This window comes from Paenibacillus sp. USDA918EY, from assembly GCF_009870825.1.
Lineage (GTDB): Bacteria > Bacillota > Bacilli > Paenibacillales > Paenibacillaceae > Paenibacillus_AQ > Paenibacillus_AQ albilobatus.
Genome location: NZ_WTWY01000026.1, coordinates 33691 through 50614, shown reverse-complemented (window position 1 = coordinate 50614; position 16924 = coordinate 33691). Strand labels below are relative to the sequence as shown.

Below are 16924 nucleotides of genomic sequence, written 5' to 3'. Positions count from 1 at the left end.
CGCGCCTTAACGAATTGCTTGGTCCAAAATTTGCTGCAATTCTTCTTTATTAAAGCTGTATGCTTCGTTGCAGAAATGGCATACCACTTCCGCCTTGCCGTCTTCCTCGATCAGCTGCTCCAGCTCGTCTTTCCCGAGGCTTACCAGCGTTTGTTCGACCCGTTCCCTCGAGCATTGGCATTGAAACCGGATATCCATATGTTCCATGACTTCAATGTCAGGCAGCAGCCAGCGAAGCATCTCCTCAAGCTCCAGGCCTTGATCCAACAGAGCCGTGACCGGAGGCATCGCTCCGACGGCCTGCTCGATCGCCGTAATTTCGTCGTCGCTAAGCCCAGGCAGAAGCTGAACGATGAATCCGCCGGCCACGATGACGGAGTTGTCCGGAGCGACAAGCACGCCAAGCCCGACAGCCGACGGCGTTTGTTCCGATACGGCGAAATAATACGTAAAATCCTCACCAAGCTCTCCCGATATGATCGGTACGCTGCCACGGTAAGGCTCCTTCAGTCCCAAATCTTTCGTTACGTGCAAAAAACCCTCGCGGCCGACCGCTCCGGCAACATCGAGTTTGCCCTTGCTGTTGCTCGGCAAATGGGTATGCGGTTCGTCCACGTAACCTCTGACTTCGCCTTTTGCGTTGGCATCGACGACGATTTGGCCGAGGGGGCCGTCGCCTTTTACCTGGATCGTCAGCCTCTCATCGCCTTTGAGCATCGCTCCCATCATGGCGCCTGCCGTCAGCGTCCGCCCCATTGCGGCCGTAGCCGTCGGCCATGTGTCGTGTCTCCGGCGCAGCTCCTCGACGAGCGCCGTCGTTCGAACGGCGAAAGCCCGAACGCGCCCGCCCATTGCGGTGCCTCGGATGAGGCCGTCTTGTTTATTTTCCATGTCGTTCATAAACTCCTTGCTTTGGATTTGAAAATGTTGCGATCCTGCGATTTGAACTTCAAACCGGCCAAAAAGCCGCTGCTTCGTTTATCGTTCCCAAAACACGATGCTCATCCCTAGACCCTAGATAGCGATGATGAACTTCATTTGTTGCGCTCGTAAATAATCCGCAGTCCTTCTAGCGTCAGCATCGGGTTGACCTCATCGATCGCTTCCGATTCGCTGGCAATCAGCTCCGCAAGTCCGCCGGTGGCGACGACTTTGAGCGAAGGGGCCCGCATTTCCTCCTTCATCCGCTTGACGATTCCGTCCACCTGGCCGGCATAGCCGTAAATGATCCCGGCCTGCATCGCATGCACGGTGTTGCGGCCGATGACCTTTTTCGGCTTTTCCAGCTCGATGCGCGGAAGCTTGGACGCCCTTTCGACCAACGCTTCGGTCGATATGCCGATTCCGGGCACGATTGCGCCGCCGAGATAGTCGCCTTTTTGGTCCACGCAGTCAAACGTCGTCGCCGTGCCAAAATCGACCACGACGAGCGGCCCTTTGTAAAGCTCGACCGCCGCCACCGCGTTGACGATCCGGTCCGCGCCGACCTCGCGCGGGTTCTCGTTGCGCAAATTCAGCCCGGTTTTAATGCCGGGGCCGACCATCAGCGGATGTTTATGAATATATTTGCGGCACATCTGGTCTATGGTATGAACCATCGGCGGAACGACCGAAGACATGATGACCCCTTCAATGTCCGAAACGGCGATGCCGGACATATGGAACAAATTGTGAAACCATACCCCATATTCGTCCGACGTGGATTGGCGGATCGTGCTTAAGCGAAAATGGTGAAGGAGCTCGCGTCCTTTGTAGATGCCGAGCACAATGTTGGTATTCCCGATGTCGATGACAAGGATCATAGGGACGATCCCTCCTTTATTTTACGGCATTGAGATCCAGACTGATGTCAAGACTCTCAAAGGAATAGGTTAACCGCCCCACGGATATGACGTCAACCCCGCACTCGGCAATTTCTTTGACGGTTTGCAGCGAAACGTTGCCGGAAGCTTCCACGCGGACATGCGGCGCCTTCGTTTTGATCCGTCTGACCGCTTCTTTCATCATCTCATGATCCATGTTGTCCAGCATGATGATGTCCGCGCCGGCTTCCAGCGCCTCCGATACTTGTTCCAAAGACTCCGTTTCCACCTCGATGGTCATCGTATGAGGTATATGGGCGCGTGCCCGCTCGACCGCTCTGCGGATTCCGCCCGCTCCCTTAATGTGGTTGTCCTTAATCATGACGGCGTCGTATAACCCGAAACGGTGATTGGCACCGCCGCCGACCCGGACGGCGTATTTCTCAAGCATGCGGTGTCCCGGAGTCGTTTTGCGGGTATCGACGAGCCGGGCAGGCAAACCTTCCAGCCGATCCACGAACATGCGGGTCCGGGTAGCGATGCCCGACAATCGCTGCAAGAGGTTGAGGGCAAGGCGTTCCCCCGTCAAAATATGATGCGTGCTTCCTTCCACGACCGCCAGCACGGTTCCCTTCGTTACACGGTCTCCGTCTTTTACGTGAGGCGTGAACGCCAGACCGGGGTCCACGACTTGGAATACCAGTTCCGCAACGGGAATGCCCGCTACGACCCCATCCTCCTTTGCGTGAATGATGCCCTTCGATTCATGTCCCGACGGGATGGTTGTCATGGTCGTGATATCGCCTGAACCGACATCCTCCTTCAGCCACGAGCGGATCGATTCCACCAAGCCCTCGTTATATCCATTAAACATCATCGCTGTATTCCTCCATCATTTCTTCTTCGCGATGCTGAAGCAGATGCTTGCGCCACTCCGCGTCATCCCTTTGAGGATAATCCTCTCTATAATGGGCACCGCGGCTTTCCTTCCGCTCCAGCGCTGCCCGGGTCACCAGCATGCAGCTCGTCAGCATGTTCGCAAATTCGAACTCTTCCTTCTTCGTCAGTTCCGACTGAAAAATCGGCAGCTGCCGCTGGAGCTCCTCCAGCCCTTTTCGAAGCATCGGTTCGCTGCGGCGCAGCCCGGCATATCGAACCATTACTTTCTGTAGTTTCAACCGCCGCTCGATAACCGCCTGCTTGGGGGCGCCTGTCCGGCCCTCCAACTGATGGGTCAGATCGACGGAACCTGCGAGAGGCGCCAACTCCCGGATCCGGTTTACAATCCGTCTGCCGAACACAATCGCCTCGGACAGCGAATTGCTTGCCAAACGATTCGCCCCATGCACGCCGGTCGAGGACACTTCGCCGCAGGCAAACAACCTTGCGACGCTGCTTTCCCCGTTCAGGTCCGTTTTTACTCCACCCATCATATAATGCGCAGCCGGAGCGACGGGAATCCAATCCGTTGCCATGTCCAGGCCGTAATTCAGGCAAGTTTCGTAAATGGTCGGAAAACGGTGCTGGATGACATCCTGCGGCTCATGCGTAATGTCCAGATACACAAACGTCGATTTCGTTTCTTCCATTTCGCTGACGATCGCCCGAGCCACGATATCCCGGGGCGCCAGCTCGAGCAGCTCATGGTATTTTTCCATGAACCGATCGCCCTTGATATTCCGCAGCACGGCTCCTTCGCCCCGAACCGCTTCCGATATGAGGAAACGCGGAGCGCCGGGATAACACAGCGCCGTCGGGTGGAACTGAATGAATTCCATGTCGCGGATTCGCGCCCCAGCCCGGTAAGCGATGGCAATGCCGTCTGCTGTTGCCACATCCGGGTTCGTCGTATATCGGTAAAGCTGCCCGGCCCCTCCGGTACACAATATGGTCGCCGACGCCTTCACATATACCCTTTGCCCGTCGGGACGCTGTACGAGAGCCCCTACGCATTCGTTCCCAACCGTAATGACGTCGATCACAAAATGATGCTCCCACACTTGAACACGCTCATGAACGCGTACCTGCGCGGCCAGCGCCCTGACGATCTCGAAGCCGGTCGCATCCCCGTTCGCGTGCAAAATGCGGCGCCGGCTGTGGGCGCCTTCCTGCGTCAAGGCAAGCCCCCCGTTTTCAACGTCAAAACTGGTGCCCAGGCGAATCAGCTCCTGAACGCCTTCGGGCCCTTCATTCACAAGCACGTCGACCGCGGCGGAAGAGCATAATCCCGCCCCGGCCATCAGCGTATCTTCCCGGTGGTATGCCGGTGAGTCGTCCTCTGAAGTCACGGCGGCGATGCCGCCTTGGGCATAGCGGGTGTTGCTCTCCAGAAGGGCGTTTTTCGTAATCATGATGACGTTAAGGTCCTTTCCCGCCTCAATCGCCGTATAGAGACCCGCAATCCCGGACCCGATGACGATGACATCCGTTTCCAAGCAGGGCAACGACTGCAGGTCAAAATCAACCAAAAACTGAGGAATCATTGCATCATTCACCTGTCTTAAGAGAAAGAGTAGCGCATGCTACTGTACTTGTAACATGCGCTCTAAGGAAATTCGGGCCCGGTCTGCGACAGCCGGCGGCACGTAAATTTGCGGCTTCATGGTTTCCAGACACTTCACCAATTTTTTGAGATTGTTCACCTTCATGTTCGGGCATACCAAATATTTGGATGCGAAATGGAAGGTTTTATCCGGACTGTCCTTGCGGAGCTGATATCCCGTTCCGTCTTCCGTGCCGACGATAAATTCCTGACAGTCCGACTTTTTGCAGTAATCGATGATGGCTGTCGTGCTGCCTACAAAATCGCCCATGGCCACGACTTCCGGGCGGCATTCCGGGTGTACGACAAACTGGGCGTTCGGATGTTTGGCTTTCATCTCCACAACATCCTTCACGGTCAACATATCATGCGTGTTGCAGTATCCTTCCCAAATGATCATCTTTTTGTCGGTATGCTGCTGCACGTAATGGCCGAGGTTTTTATCCGGCACCCAGATGATCTCGTCGCAATCCAGCGACTGAATGACTTTTACGGCATTGGATGAGGTACAACAAATGTCCGTTTCCGCTTTCACGTCGGCGGAGGAGTTGATATATGTAACGACTTTGGCATTCGGATGCTGCGCTTTCAGCTTGCGGAGTCCGTCCACGTTCACCATGTCGGCCATTGGGCAACCCGCGCGTTCGTCCGGAATCAAAACCGTCTTGTTCGGAGCCAAAATTTTGGCGCTTTCCCCCATAAAATGCACGCCGCAAAATACGATCGTCTCCGCATCGGTTTGCGCGGCTTTTTGGGCAAGCAAAAAGGAATCGCCTCGGAAGTCGGCAACCTCCTGAATTTCGTCTCTTTGATAATAATGGGCAAGAATGATTGCGTTTCTTTCCTTTTTGAGCTGCATCAGCTTCTCGGTCAATTCCCGTTTTTGCTCCTCTTTATGCTGCAGCGCAAGAGCTTCCACCAGAAACCCACTCCTTTAATAATGTTCATCACATCATTATGATATTGTGAAAATTCTCTCAAAGTTAGGTGTCTAAGCCTCGAGGTTTTTCAGTTATCAACTAATGTACACAAGGTTTCACGGACTGTCAATTGGGCGGCATGTTCGCAACGGGCAGGGCCATATTCGGAAAAATTCCTTATGCGGTGCATGTTTGATGCGCCCCTTCACCGTAAAAAAGCTTGTTTAGTCCATTAAAAAATTTTTAAGTGCCGCAAAAAACAAAAACCCGAAAGACGACGATCATTGTCTTTCGGGTTTTTATTTTTGCGATAGTCGGTCAAACGTCCGGTTTATGCTTGGGTTCCGGGAGGCGTACCCCCGTTGCCTGCATTCGGATCGTCCGCCGGAGGGTTGGTCGGATCGTTCGGAATGTCCGAAGAGCTCTCCGGAACATCGTTCGGAATCTCATTCGTCGGCAAGTTGGCGTTGTCCTCTTTGCCTTGGATGCGGACGCGAACGTCACCGATCGAGTCGATCACGGGTGCTCCGCCTTCGGAAGAACCTCCGTTTTCGTCTTCGCGCGGTCCGTCTTCGGACAGATATCCTTGTTCGATCAGTTCTTTGATTTGCTCAAGCTCCAGCGTTTCTTTCTCAAGCAGCGTATTCGCGATGAGATGAACCTCTTTGGCGTGCTTGATCAGCAGATCCTTACAACGCTGATAACATTCGTTGGTCATGCGCTGCATTTCCTGATCGATTTCGTAAGCGATGGAATCACTGTAATTTTGCTCATGGCCGAGATCACGGCCAAGGAATACCTGGCCTTGCGACGAGCCGAACTGGAGCGGCCCAAGCTTTTCGCTCATGCCGTATTCCATGATCATGCTGCGTACGATGCCTGTCGCTTGCTGGAAGTCGCTGTATGCGCCGGTTCCGATTTCTCCGATGAAGAGTTCCTCGGACACGCGGCCCCCGAGGAGACCCGTAACCTTATCCAGCAGTTCCTGTTTCGTGACGAGCATGCGATCTTCCTTCGGCATCATGATGACGTATCCGCCGGCACGGCCGCGAGGAATGATCGTTACTTTATGCACCATATCGGCATTTTCGAGGAAATAGCCGACGATCGTGTGACCCGCTTCGTGATAAGCGACGATCCGCTTCTCGCGGTCGCTGATCACGCGGCTGCGTTTCTCCGTGCCGACGATGACGCGGTCGATCGCTTCGTCCACCTCGCGCATGGAGATATCCTTCCGGTTGCGGCGTGCCGCAAGCAGGGCCGCCTCGTTCATCAGGTTCTCCAGTTCGGCGCCGGTAAAGCCCGTAGTGCGTTTTGCTACAACATCAAGCTTAACGTCTTTCGTGAGCGGCTTGTTGCGCGCATGCACTTTCAGCACTGCTTCACGACCCTTCACATCCGGACGGTCTACCGTGATTTGACGGTCGAAACGTCCCGGACGCAGAAGCGCCGGGTCGAGAATATCGGCACGGTTGGTTGCCGCAACGATGATGATGCCTTCATTGCCGCCGAAACCGTCCATCTCTACGAGCAATTGGTTCAGCGTCTGTTCGCGCTCGTCATGGCCACCGCCAAGACCGGCGCCGCGCTGGCGGCCAACCGCATCGATTTCGTCGATAAATATAATACATGGCGCATTTTTCTTCGCGTTTTCGAACAAATCGCGCACGCGGGATGCGCCGACACCCACGAACATTTCCACGAAGTCGGAACCGGAAATGCTGAAGAACGGCACGCCTGCTTCGCCGGCTACCGCGCGGGCGAGGAGCGTTTTACCTGTACCCGGAGGACCTACGAGCAGCACCCCTTTCGGAATGCGCGCTCCGACGGCGGCAAATTTGCGCGGATCCTTCAGGAATTCCACAACTTCAACGAGTTCCTGTTTCTCTTCGTCGGCCCCGGCCACATCTTCGAACGTGACCCTCTTCTTCTCTTCATTATATAAGCGAGCACGGCTTTTGCCGAAGTTCATCACTTTGCCGCCGCCGCCCTGCGCCTGATTGAACAGGAAAAAGAAGAGAATGAACATGATAACCAAAGGAATCATGGAGGAGAGCAGCGTCAGCCAAATGCTTTCGCCTTCCATCTTCTTCTGGGTATATTGCATGCCGGTCTTGTCGCTGGCGTCAACCAGCTCTTGAACCGCGGCATCTGTAGCCGGAATGTAGGTCGAGAAGCTGTCGGATTTAGCCCCGTCCGGTCTATGATTATATTTACCGGTTACGAGATAGGCGTAACCGTCAAATTGAACCGTGATATCCTTCACATTGCCAGCCTTAATCTCTTGCCGAAATTCATCGTATCTAGGATTGTGAGCAGATTCACCGCTGCTGCTTACGAACTGGACAATGCCCACCACAACTAAAAAAAGAATCAAATAAAAACCAGAATTCCGGATGAACCGATTCATCCCCTACCTCCTCTCAAAACACTTTAATTATTTTACCATAGCCTGTCTGACCATCTCAACAGAGGTGGTATTCGCATGAACCGTCAGTAAAAAACGTCCATGGGCTGGAGTATCACCATTAGTGGGAATAGACTTCCGGTTTCAAGATCCCGATGTAGGGCAGGTTCCGGTAACGTTCGGCGTAATCCAAGCCGTATCCGACAACAAAGGCGTCCGGCAGTGAGAAGCCTGTATAATCAGCTTCCAGGTTTACGGTACGCCGCGCCGGCTTGTCAAACAGCGTGACAACGCACGTCGACTTGGCATTGCGGCTCTTGAGAAGCTCGATCAAATGGCTGAGCGTGAGACCGCTGTCGATAATATCTTCGACAATCAGGACATCGCGTCCTTCCACCGACGCATCCAAATCTTTGATGATTTTGACGACGCCGGATGATTTGGTCTGTGTGCCGTAGCTGGATACGGCCATGAAGTCGAGCTCAAGAGGTACTGTCATATTTTTAACCAAATCGGCCATGAAAATAAACGCGCCTTTCAGTACGCAAATGACCAAAGGATTGCGCCCTTCATAAACCTTGCTGAGCTGTGCTCCGAGTTCCTTTATTTTCTTCTGGATTTCCTCTTCGGTGATCAGAACTTCTTGAATATCGTTTTGCAACTGAGCGAACCTCCTACGTTTATACTATGAAAGTCTTACTATGACCATTACAGTTGCTCCACTGCCTCTGCATCCTCCAGACGCATATGCAGGACGGACACCGTTTGCGCCCCGACCGCCGCGTGCGCGGACCGCCGGACTCCCGGTATCCAGATAATGTTGCCTGAACCATCGACCAATACAGGAATGCGGGAGCGAGCGGATGGAGGTATCTTCGCGTCAATGAAAATATCTTTTACCTTTTTGCTTCCGTTTAATCCCATGACCTTCATGGTATCTCCAGGCAGTCTTGAGCGGATTGTTAATGGATATTTCAATTGGCCGGCATCGAACACCGCTTCGGCGCAGGTCCCGGCCGCATTCGAAAAATAAGAGTCGTTCGGCGACTGAACCTTCATTTTCATCTTTTTGCCAATCTCAGGAATAAAAAGTTCCGGAACAGCAGTTTGAAGCTCGTATGTATAGCTCTTGGACTGCTCTTGCGGCCTGTGCATAAACCATATCATATCGTATTCGCGTATGCAGGCCAAACCGCCTCCAATGTCAAGGCTCCAGGTCGTGCTTTTATTCTGAACAATTGGCTCGCGAATCAATTCGATTTTGTGAAAATCGGTGATTTCAGAGCCTGCCGACAGATAATTTAATATTAGTTTAATCAACCTTCGTTGTAAAGCGACATGTAAGGCCAAAAAGGAAGGCGCTTCAAAATAGAGCCTTCCATTCTTATGCCGCACCATATTGCGATATGCATGATCGGCAGCCAGCTCCATGAAATCGTCTTCTCCGCCTGCGATCTCGGCAAGCTGAACCAGCGATTGCCTGATCTGACCATTATATTGCCCCAAAAACGGCAGTACATCCAGCCGGATCGCATTTCGCCGGTATTCGTTCGAAAGATTGGAGCTGTCGACGGCATAGGCCAAGCCTTCCTGCTCACACACGCTGACGAGGTCCGTTTTGTATATACGTAAAAAAGGACGGATGAGTTCCACATTTTTTTCGCGCCTTTTTATTTTCATGCCTGTAAGGCCGGTAAGCCCGCTTCCCCGAAGCAAATGCATAAGCACCGTCTCGGCTTGATCGTCGGCGTGATGCCCCAGCGCGATGGATGCCGCGCCATAACGCCGCGCCGTTTCATGCAAAAAGGCGTACCTTTTTTCGCGCGCCGCCTCCTCGAATCCTTTTCCGCTTTCCTTCATATAGGAAGGAACGTCGATCCTCGCGGACTCGAAAGGGATGCCGAGGCCTTCAGCCATCCGGCGGACAAGCTCCTCCTCCCCGTCGGAGTCCGCCCTCAAACCGTGGTGCACGTGGGCGCAGACCAGCTGGAGCGGAACATGCAGCCGGGAAATCCGGTGCAGCACATGCAAAAGAGCCACAGAGTCCGGTCCGCCGGATACTGCGACTACGATCGTGTCATTGGATTTCCATAATCCATGCTCTCCCGCCATACGGAGGACATGTCCTGCCAGCGTATTCAAGTTCGTCCTGCTTTCCATCCAAGATCCCCTCTTCTGCGGCTCGCTTTATGTATATAACATTCAGGATAAAAAAGCCCATAAACAGGCCACGCATGCAATCGTAAAGGAAAGGGCGAATGCGTTGATAAGCCATCGCGGCGTTTTGCCCGGCTGCTTGCCGGCAAGCGCAGGCGTATAAACCGTCTCCTTCCACAGCTTCAGCGCCTCGTGCGAGCCTGCGAATTCCCCGCGAATCGCCCGCCCCAGCCAATCGGCATAGGATTTGAGCGCGGGGCTTCGCTGCACGAGCTGGAGCAGCTGGACAGGACTCCGGGTTTGCGGCAGATGCTGGGTGGCCGCCGCCTTTAGTTCCTCTTGATTGAGAAGCTGAATGATCAAAACGGCAAAGGAAAACAGGTCATACCCTTCGTCGCTTGTTCGCGAACCGGCATTCCAGTATCCCCTGTCATACCATTCCGTAAATTGCTTGACGCTCCGGCCGATGGAGCTTACCCCGCCGTAATCGATCAGCTCCACGTGTCCGACGTCGGATACCATGACGTTTTCGGGCTTCAAATCGCCGAATATGAATCCGGAGCGATGCAGCCCGTTCAGCTTTTCGAGCAGGCGCAGCCCCGTGAGGCCGATCCATTCCTTCCCGCGCCTGCGAATGAAATGGTGAAGGGAACTGCCCCGGACATAACGCATGACATAAAACGGAATATCCCCGTCCCCGCTTTTAAAATCGTCCACCTCAAGCAAATAGGGCATGCGCGGGCCGCCTTTGGACGATCCCGATCCCAGTCCCGACGCTTTGCGCTTCGACTGCAAAGACATCAGCACGTTGATTTCGGACTGCAGGTCCATCGTGTCGAATCCCATTTTCAGGGCGTACGGATCGCGGGAGCCTTCTTTCTGCACAAGATAAACGATTCCGTTGGCTCCCTTCCCCAGCACGCGCCGGATGATAAAGCGGCCTCTGCGCCATTTTCCCGTAACGACCGTACCGGCCGGATACACCGGTCTAGACGACGTAGTCACCGAGCATCCCTTCTCCTTCATCGGCATTTCCCCGCCATGTTTGATGTTCATCTAGTGTACCATAACGGAAGAAATCAATCACCTTCATGATGGCCGGTCCCGTCGGCGTCGCTCCTTTCATCTGAATGCGCTGAAAAAGGGATCGCAGCGCGCCGGCGTCTTTCGTCCAGCCGCTGTCCATGACGGCGTCCTCGCCGCCCCGGCGCCCCGGGAAGTGGAACACCGCGAGTTCGCTTACGCCTTCGCGCGCTTGAAGGCTGAGCATCAAATCGCGGATCGCGTCTTCCACCGCTCCGAGTTTTGGTTTCATGCTGGCGCTGGCGTCGATCAGGAGCGCAACCTGCAGCGGCGCCGTCTCCGTCATTTCGTCCACGACCTGAACGACCTGCGAACGCTGCGACGGCGGCAAATCCTCCAAGGAGCCGTCTCCCAAGATTTGTTTCAGCTCCTTATTGACGGCTTGCTGAATGGTCTGAACCACCGTTTTCCTTGTCATCATCTGCATCGTTTGGGCGAGCTGCCTCGTCCCTACGATCCGGCTAACCCCTCCTCCCGCTTTGGCGATTTCGGCGATTTCCAAACTTCCAAGCTCGCCGATCGTACCGTAATCCACCACCCCCGCAACGTTAACCGTAATGCCTTCCTGAAACGCATGGGCTGCCGCCAGCACCGGGCTTGTTCCTACATTCGAGCATCCGTCCGTAATCAAAAGAATCTGTTTCACGAGCATCTTCCTCCCAAAAATGGACTCTATCTGCTTTCTAGCATTTCCATTTTTGAGAGATTCCAAACGCGATAACGCCCCCTTTCCCCATTTCCCGGGCAATGTGTCCAACTCAGCTCACGGTCCGCGGCCGCTCCATCCGCGCAAGTCCGGGCACGTACAGCGTCGCCCACTCCGGTTGATAGTGCTCCACCCTGCCCACGACGACGGTCATGTCGTCATGAATGATATTTTGCTGGTACCGGATCACTTTTTCGAGCAAAATGTCGGCGATCTGCTGCGGATCCTCGCTGTCGATCTCCTGGATCATCCGTTTCATCCAGAGCTCCTTGTTTACCGCATGTCCCGGAGCATCGAAGATGCCGTCCGTCATCATAATGACGATATCGCCTGCCTGCAGCTTCAAAGTGACGAGGTCCACCTCAATATCCTGAATGATGCCGATCGGCAAATTGCTGGCGGATACCGGGATGACTTCAAGCCCCCGTTTGATAAAGCTTGGGGTGGACGCGATTTTCATGAACGTCGTTTCGGCCGTATACTGATCGATCAAAGCCATATCGACGGTGGCATACACTTCGTCCGGGGAACGGAGCATGAGGATGGAGTTGACCGATTTAATGGCCAGCTTCTCGTCCATTCCGCTCTGCAGCAGTTGTTCCAATATCGACAGGGCGGTGCTGCTTTCCTGTTTCGCGCGCTCGCCGTTGCCCATGCCGTCGCTGAGCGCGACCGCAAACGTGCCGTTGCCAAGCTCCATCATGCTGAAGCTGTCTCCGGACAACAGGTCTCCCCCCTTGGCCGCTCCGGCGACGCCCGTCGTGATCTCGAACGTTTTGGCGGAACCGAACAGCACCGTGGCGAGCCCGTCCTTCGGAGATACGGACGACTCGTGCAGCACGGCGATATGCTCGTCCAAAATGTTCGAGAGCAGCGGCGCGACGATTTTGCGGCATTCGTCGTACCCGCGCGTAAATGCATGCACGATTTCGATCTCCACATGTCCGGGATCCAGGCTTATAATCTCGATGCCTTGGATGGAGAGCCCCAGCTGTTCGAGCGCTTCGCGGATTTGCTCCTCCTGCCGGTACATCGCTTGTCCCTCCCGCTGAATTTCGCGCGCAAGATCCTCCATAACCTGGGATACGCCCGACAACTGCTCGGCGACGAGCTGACGGCTGTCGTATATTTGCCGCTTCCACTGCATATCATGCTGATAAAGGCTGTATTGCTGCTTCATTTCTTGAAGCACGTCGCCCGTTCTGCCGCACATTCGCATCCATTCCTTCGGAATTTGCTGATCGGTGATCTCCGGATTTTCCTCAACGGCCGACATGACGTCGGTCATGTATTTATAGGTTTGATAGAATTTGGCGTCCCAGCAGTGGCTGCGTTTGATGCAGGAGGAGCATACGCCCTCGGTCACCGCATCCATGAAATGGTCGACTTCGCCGGACCTTTTGCTGATTTCCTCCGTCCCGGCCACCTGGCCGAAGCTTTGGGAGAGCTGCCGGAAAACGCGGGAAAACTGCGTAACCCGCTCCGCGGTCAAGTCGCGCACCCTTTTGGCATATTCATGCTGCGATTTGCTGTGGTCGTTTGTCCCGGGCACATATTTGGAAATCATTGAGATGACCGACTTTGGCGTCAGCAAAAACAGTGCAATCGCCGCACACGACTCCCATGTCGATGTCATCACGTCCGCCGGCCCGCTGAAATAAATCGATAATATGGACGATCCCAAAAGCATGCCCAGCATCACGGCGCCTTTTTTGCCTTCCCGCAGCATGCCGGCCAGCATGCCGGAAAAAGCGAGCAGGCTCATCTGATAGATGGCCGATATGTCGGCCAAACTGAGGATCAACCCCGTTACGACGCCGACGGAGGCCCCAAGCGGCGCGCCGCCGACAAGCGCGAACACCAGTATTAAATACCTGGACAGCACATGCTCTACCGACAAGGAATAGATCGTCCATCCGACCGCCCCGGTCATGACGGAAGCAAGCAGAATGATCAGGCATAATATTTCCTCGCTTTTGAGCTGGTAATTTTTTTTGCGGTACGTGAATATCGGAATCGCCTGGATGAAGACGAGGGTGAGCACGAAGCTGAGGACCGCGTCCAGCGAGCTCATCATAAAGGAATACCAGGTAAAGGACGAGCCCATCACGATCGCAAACAGCTTTACGACGAAAGAAGAAACGAAAACCATCAGAGGCGCGTAAGACACTTCGGCATGTTCGAAAGCGTTCAAGCCCCGATAAATCAGATAAAAGATAAGGAGTTCAGCGGCGATCATGAGCGAAGCCGGGAACGGAGCGAACAGGCTGCCAGCAATGAGCGCCGCGCTAACCGGAAGCAAATAATCGCGCCGCATAAACAAAATGACGGCAAAAAAAGCGATTGCAAATGGCGATAGCTCGTCCAGAATCATGGCTTTCCCCAGCAAAAACGCCATCAGCGTCAGCAAAATCATCCACTTCTTGGCCGCAAGCCACTGAAACGGACGCTGCAGCACAGGCATATTGCGCACGCGGGCCATGTAGCTGTTGTCGTCCGAATCCGCTTCTTTCCGCAGCGTTTTAAAACCGGGCAAGTTCATGTTCAACTTTTCCATGTACTAAGCACCACCATTTCGTAGATTTGATGGTACCCATTATAAAAGCCTTCAAACATGAAAGTTTGTCATAACAGCGGACAAGCCCAAAAAAAGTTTCCGACAAAAAGGAACGCGGCGCGAAATGTCGGGAATCGCCCTTAATTTCACTCCCCCCAACCGTTTGCGCCCGCCCGGAACTCGTCCTTATGGCGATGGGATGCAAGGCTCCCGCCAATAATCCGCTATCGATTGCTATAGACAGAGCCGGAAATCAGTTGGATGCTGTCGTTAACTTTTTTTGGAAACGACAAAAAAACCGCGGCAGGCTCGAACCTGCTGCGGTTTATTCTTTTTCCCGTATCGCAAAGGGAATTATCGGCCTCCGAACGGGGCCGTTTCATTTATAAAGTGTCGCCAAGTCGGCGTTTAGTTCATTTACATGCGTTTTGCGCCGCGTCCTCCGCGCTTGGATTCCGTATGTTTCTTGATCGAAGAAATGCGTTCTTCGCTGTCTTTCAGGAAACGTGACATTTTATCCTCAAACGAAGTTTTGCTGGCCGCAGGCTTGAATGGGCGTCCTCCGCGTTCACGATTAAAGCCTCCACCGCCGCCAAACCGATCTCCATTTCCGCCGCCGGTGCGCTCCGGTCTTGGTCCTCTTGGAGGCCGAGCTTCCGATGCTGGCTTATCAACAGCTTGTTTGATGGAAAGTCCGATTTTGCCGTCCTTGTCGACATTGATCACCTTAACGGTAACAACATCGTTAATTTTCAGGTGATCGTTGACATCCTTGACGTAATTATCGGCGATTTCCGAGATGTGAACGAGACCCGTGACACCTCCTGACAGATCCACAAATGCTCCAAAATGCGTTATACCTGTCACCTTGCCTTCTAACTTGGTGCCCACTTCGATTGCCATAGAATAAAATGATCCTCCCTTAAAAATATACAACAAGATTTGAGTCAAACCTTCGCTGTGGTGATTTGATTATACATAAAGCATTAACCAAGGTCAACTGAGTAATAACCCAGTTCCGCGCCTATATTACGGGCCTGTTTCCTCGATATGGATAGGGGTTTCCCCGGGTTTGTACATTCCGTAGTTTTTGCGTGCCAGCTGTCCGATATATTCCGGATCGTTGAGTCTTTTCACGTCGGTTTTCAGCTGTTCCTTATTTTGATCCACGCTTTGCTGCTCCAGCTTTTTCTTCGCCAGCTCGGCACTCTTGTCCGCAATTTGCGATTGCTGGGAAAAGATGGTGATAATGGCCCATCCCATAAATACGATCATAAAGGAAGCCCAGATCCATATCCGCCTCCGCGCGCCGGCGCTCTGGACCGTTTTGGTTTCCTGTTTCGTTTTGGCCGTTTGCGTGCGTGCTCGTTCATTGGCAGCATATTTTCCCATGGGTTCCTCCTTTGCGCGCATTTTTTTACATATATTTCTAGAAGCTGTTATCAAATCCTCTATTCCTTCTTCTCCGAAAACCATTTTTCCCAAAGAAGAACGAGCCGATTCCATAGCTTGTCAAGCCACTTGGGCATCCGCAGCCTCGAGGTGATCGGCCTGAGCATCCATTGCGCAAGCTTCCAGAACGGCAGCAGCAGCTTCAGCACAACGCGAAAAACGAACATTGCAATTCCGCCGAGCATGAGGGCCAGTCCCTTCAGCAGCTTCAGCAGCATCCGGATCGGCGACCATACGAGCAGCCTGAAAAGCCGTTTCAGCACGTCGATGAAATAACGCACCGCCTTTATTAACATTACCACAAAACGCTGGGTTGTAACACTTAAGAATAAAAAATACAACCATACTCCCAAAAAGAGACCGACGAACACATAAAACCTGAGCTGCCCGTAATTGCTGACATACAGCATTCTGAACACAAAAAGAGCGGCGCCGCACCAATAGAGGAGGTCCAAAACATGAAGGGTCCACCTTGGAAAATGCAGCTGGCCCGACAGCACCCGGTAGCTGTCATAGGCCAGTCCCATCGCTGCTCCCGAAAAAAGCATCCAGAGCAGGGTAATCCATTGAATTTGCGGGCTCATTTAAACAGCTTGCCGAGCATTCCCTTATTTTTGCCGTGGGAACCGGGATCCAGGTAAATGAGGGAATGGACCATGCCTTCAATGGAGAGCAGGCCTTCCTCAAGGCTTAAATTTTTGATATGTAAATTCTGTCCTTTAATGTTCAGGTGCCCAAGTTCGGTGTGCAGCAGAAACTCTTCGCTGTCGAAGCTTTCCACGTTATGGACTCCCGTCAAATTCAGCTGCTTGCGGTTCAGCATATGCAGCTCATGCTGCTTGTTTTTGGCTGGCTCGATCATGGCATGTACCCCTCCTTCTTACCAATAGCTTATGGGCGGGGAATGCAGTTTAGAACCAGGCGCAGGCGCTTCTTTCTGATTCGCGGGAAAAAGCAAAGCACCCGCCGGAACGAATCCGGAGGGTGCTTTTTATATGCGGATTATAACGTGCTTCGGGTTACCAATTCAAACCGTTGTCTTTTGCGATCGGTTCTTCCTTGACCAAGGAGTACAGGCTTGCCGCCTCGTCCTTACGGGTGCTTTCGGCCAGGCGCTCCACCTTTACGGTGACCAGCTTCTGTCCGAACTGCACCGTAATTTCGTCGCCGACCTTCACCGTGCTGCTGGGCTTCGCTTCTCGGCCGTTAATGAGAACCCGCCCTTGATCCGAGACATCCTTGGCTACGGTACGCCGTTTGATCAGCCTGGATACCTTCAGGAATTTGTCGACGCGCAT

The 16924-nt window shown here is 53.6% G+C and carries 16 protein-coding genes; all 16 read right to left on the bottom strand.

Annotated elements, in window-relative coordinates; all coding sequences use genetic code 11:
• Positions 1 to 6: 6 nt before the first annotated feature.
• The 16 genes from hslO to GQY55_RS29235 all read right to left on the bottom strand — a co-directional run bounded on the left by hslO (position 7) and on the right by GQY55_RS29235 (position 16924).
• Positions 7 to 891 carry an Hsp33 family molecular chaperone HslO gene (gene hslO / locus GQY55_RS29310; RefSeq protein ID WP_160045457.1) on the bottom strand — a complete coding sequence of 295 codons (885 nt, stop codon included), beginning with the start codon at positions 889 to 891 and terminating at the stop codon, positions 7 to 9.
• 143 nt (positions 892 to 1034) lie between these two features.
• Positions 1035 to 1802, bottom strand: coding sequence for a type III pantothenate kinase (locus GQY55_RS29305; RefSeq protein WP_160045456.1), 768 nt, complete (start codon positions 1800 to 1802; stop codon positions 1035 to 1037).
• A 16-nt stretch (positions 1803 to 1818) separates the two neighbouring features.
• Positions 1819 to 2679, bottom strand: a complete 861-nt coding sequence (gene nadC / locus GQY55_RS29300; RefSeq protein WP_160045455.1) for a carboxylating nicotinate-nucleotide diphosphorylase — start codon at positions 2677 to 2679, stop codon at positions 1819 to 1821.
• A complete protein-coding gene (nadB, locus tag GQY55_RS29295; RefSeq protein ID WP_160045454.1) occupies positions 2669 to 4285 on the bottom strand; it encodes an L-aspartate oxidase in 1617 nt (538 codons plus the stop codon). Before nadB ends, nadC begins: the two co-directional genes overlap by 11 nt.
• Positions 4286 to 4324: 39 nt before the next feature.
• Positions 4325 to 5263: a quinolinate synthase NadA gene (nadA, locus tag GQY55_RS29290; RefSeq protein ID WP_160045453.1), complete on the bottom strand. Its 939-nt coding sequence runs from the start codon at positions 5261 to 5263 to the stop codon at positions 4325 to 4327.
• 332 nt (positions 5264 to 5595) lie between these two features.
• Entirely contained in the window at positions 5596 to 7674 is a 2079-nt protein-coding gene (gene ftsH / locus GQY55_RS29285; protein WP_160045452.1) for an ATP-dependent zinc metalloprotease FtsH, read from the bottom strand.
• A gap of 118 nt (positions 7675 to 7792) precedes the next feature.
• The gene (hpt, locus tag GQY55_RS29280) at positions 7793 to 8332 is read right to left on the bottom strand and encodes a hypoxanthine phosphoribosyltransferase (RefSeq protein WP_160045451.1); all 540 of its coding nucleotides are present in this window, start codon (positions 8330 to 8332) and stop codon (positions 7793 to 7795) included.
• A 47-nt stretch (positions 8333 to 8379) separates the two neighbouring features.
• Positions 8380 to 9831: a tRNA lysidine(34) synthetase TilS gene (gene tilS, locus GQY55_RS29275; protein WP_160045450.1), complete on the bottom strand. Its 1452-nt coding sequence runs from the start codon at positions 9829 to 9831 to the stop codon at positions 8380 to 8382.
• Between the two features lie 42 nt (positions 9832 to 9873).
• On the bottom strand, positions 9874 to 10833 hold the full coding sequence (locus tag GQY55_RS29270; RefSeq protein WP_160045449.1) for a serine/threonine protein kinase: 960 nt from the start codon (positions 10831 to 10833) through the stop codon (positions 9874 to 9876).
• Positions 10817 to 11557: a hypothetical protein gene (locus GQY55_RS29265; protein WP_160045448.1), complete on the bottom strand. Its 741-nt coding sequence runs from the start codon at positions 11555 to 11557 to the stop codon at positions 10817 to 10819. Before GQY55_RS29265 ends, GQY55_RS29270 begins: the two co-directional genes overlap by 17 nt.
• Before the next feature lie 112 nt (positions 11558 to 11669).
• Positions 11670 to 14174, bottom strand: a complete 2505-nt coding sequence (gene spoIIE, locus GQY55_RS29260; protein ID WP_160045447.1) for a stage II sporulation protein E — start codon at positions 14172 to 14174, stop codon at positions 11670 to 11672.
• Between the two features lie 417 nt (positions 14175 to 14591).
• Complete coding sequence (locus GQY55_RS29255) at positions 14592 to 15077, bottom strand: S1 domain-containing RNA-binding protein (RefSeq protein ID WP_036712758.1); 486 nt, start codon at positions 15075 to 15077, stop codon at positions 14592 to 14594.
• A 126-nt stretch (positions 15078 to 15203) separates the two neighbouring features.
• Positions 15204 to 15566 carry an FtsB family cell division protein gene (locus GQY55_RS29250; RefSeq protein WP_160045446.1) on the bottom strand — a complete coding sequence of 121 codons (363 nt, stop codon included), beginning with the start codon at positions 15564 to 15566 and terminating at the stop codon, positions 15204 to 15206.
• A gap of 59 nt (positions 15567 to 15625) precedes the next feature.
• A complete protein-coding gene (gene yabQ / locus GQY55_RS29245) occupies positions 15626 to 16210 on the bottom strand; it encodes a spore cortex biosynthesis protein YabQ (RefSeq protein WP_160045445.1) in 585 nt (194 codons plus the stop codon).
• On the bottom strand, positions 16207 to 16488 hold the full coding sequence (yabP, locus tag GQY55_RS29240; RefSeq protein ID WP_160045444.1) for a sporulation protein YabP: 282 nt from the start codon (positions 16486 to 16488) through the stop codon (positions 16207 to 16209). The genes yabQ and yabP overlap by 4 nt, the downstream gene beginning before the upstream one ends.
• A gap of 157 nt (positions 16489 to 16645) precedes the next feature.
• Positions 16646 to 16924, bottom strand: a complete 279-nt coding sequence (locus GQY55_RS29235) for an RNA-binding S4 domain-containing protein (protein WP_160045443.1) — start codon at positions 16922 to 16924, stop codon at positions 16646 to 16648.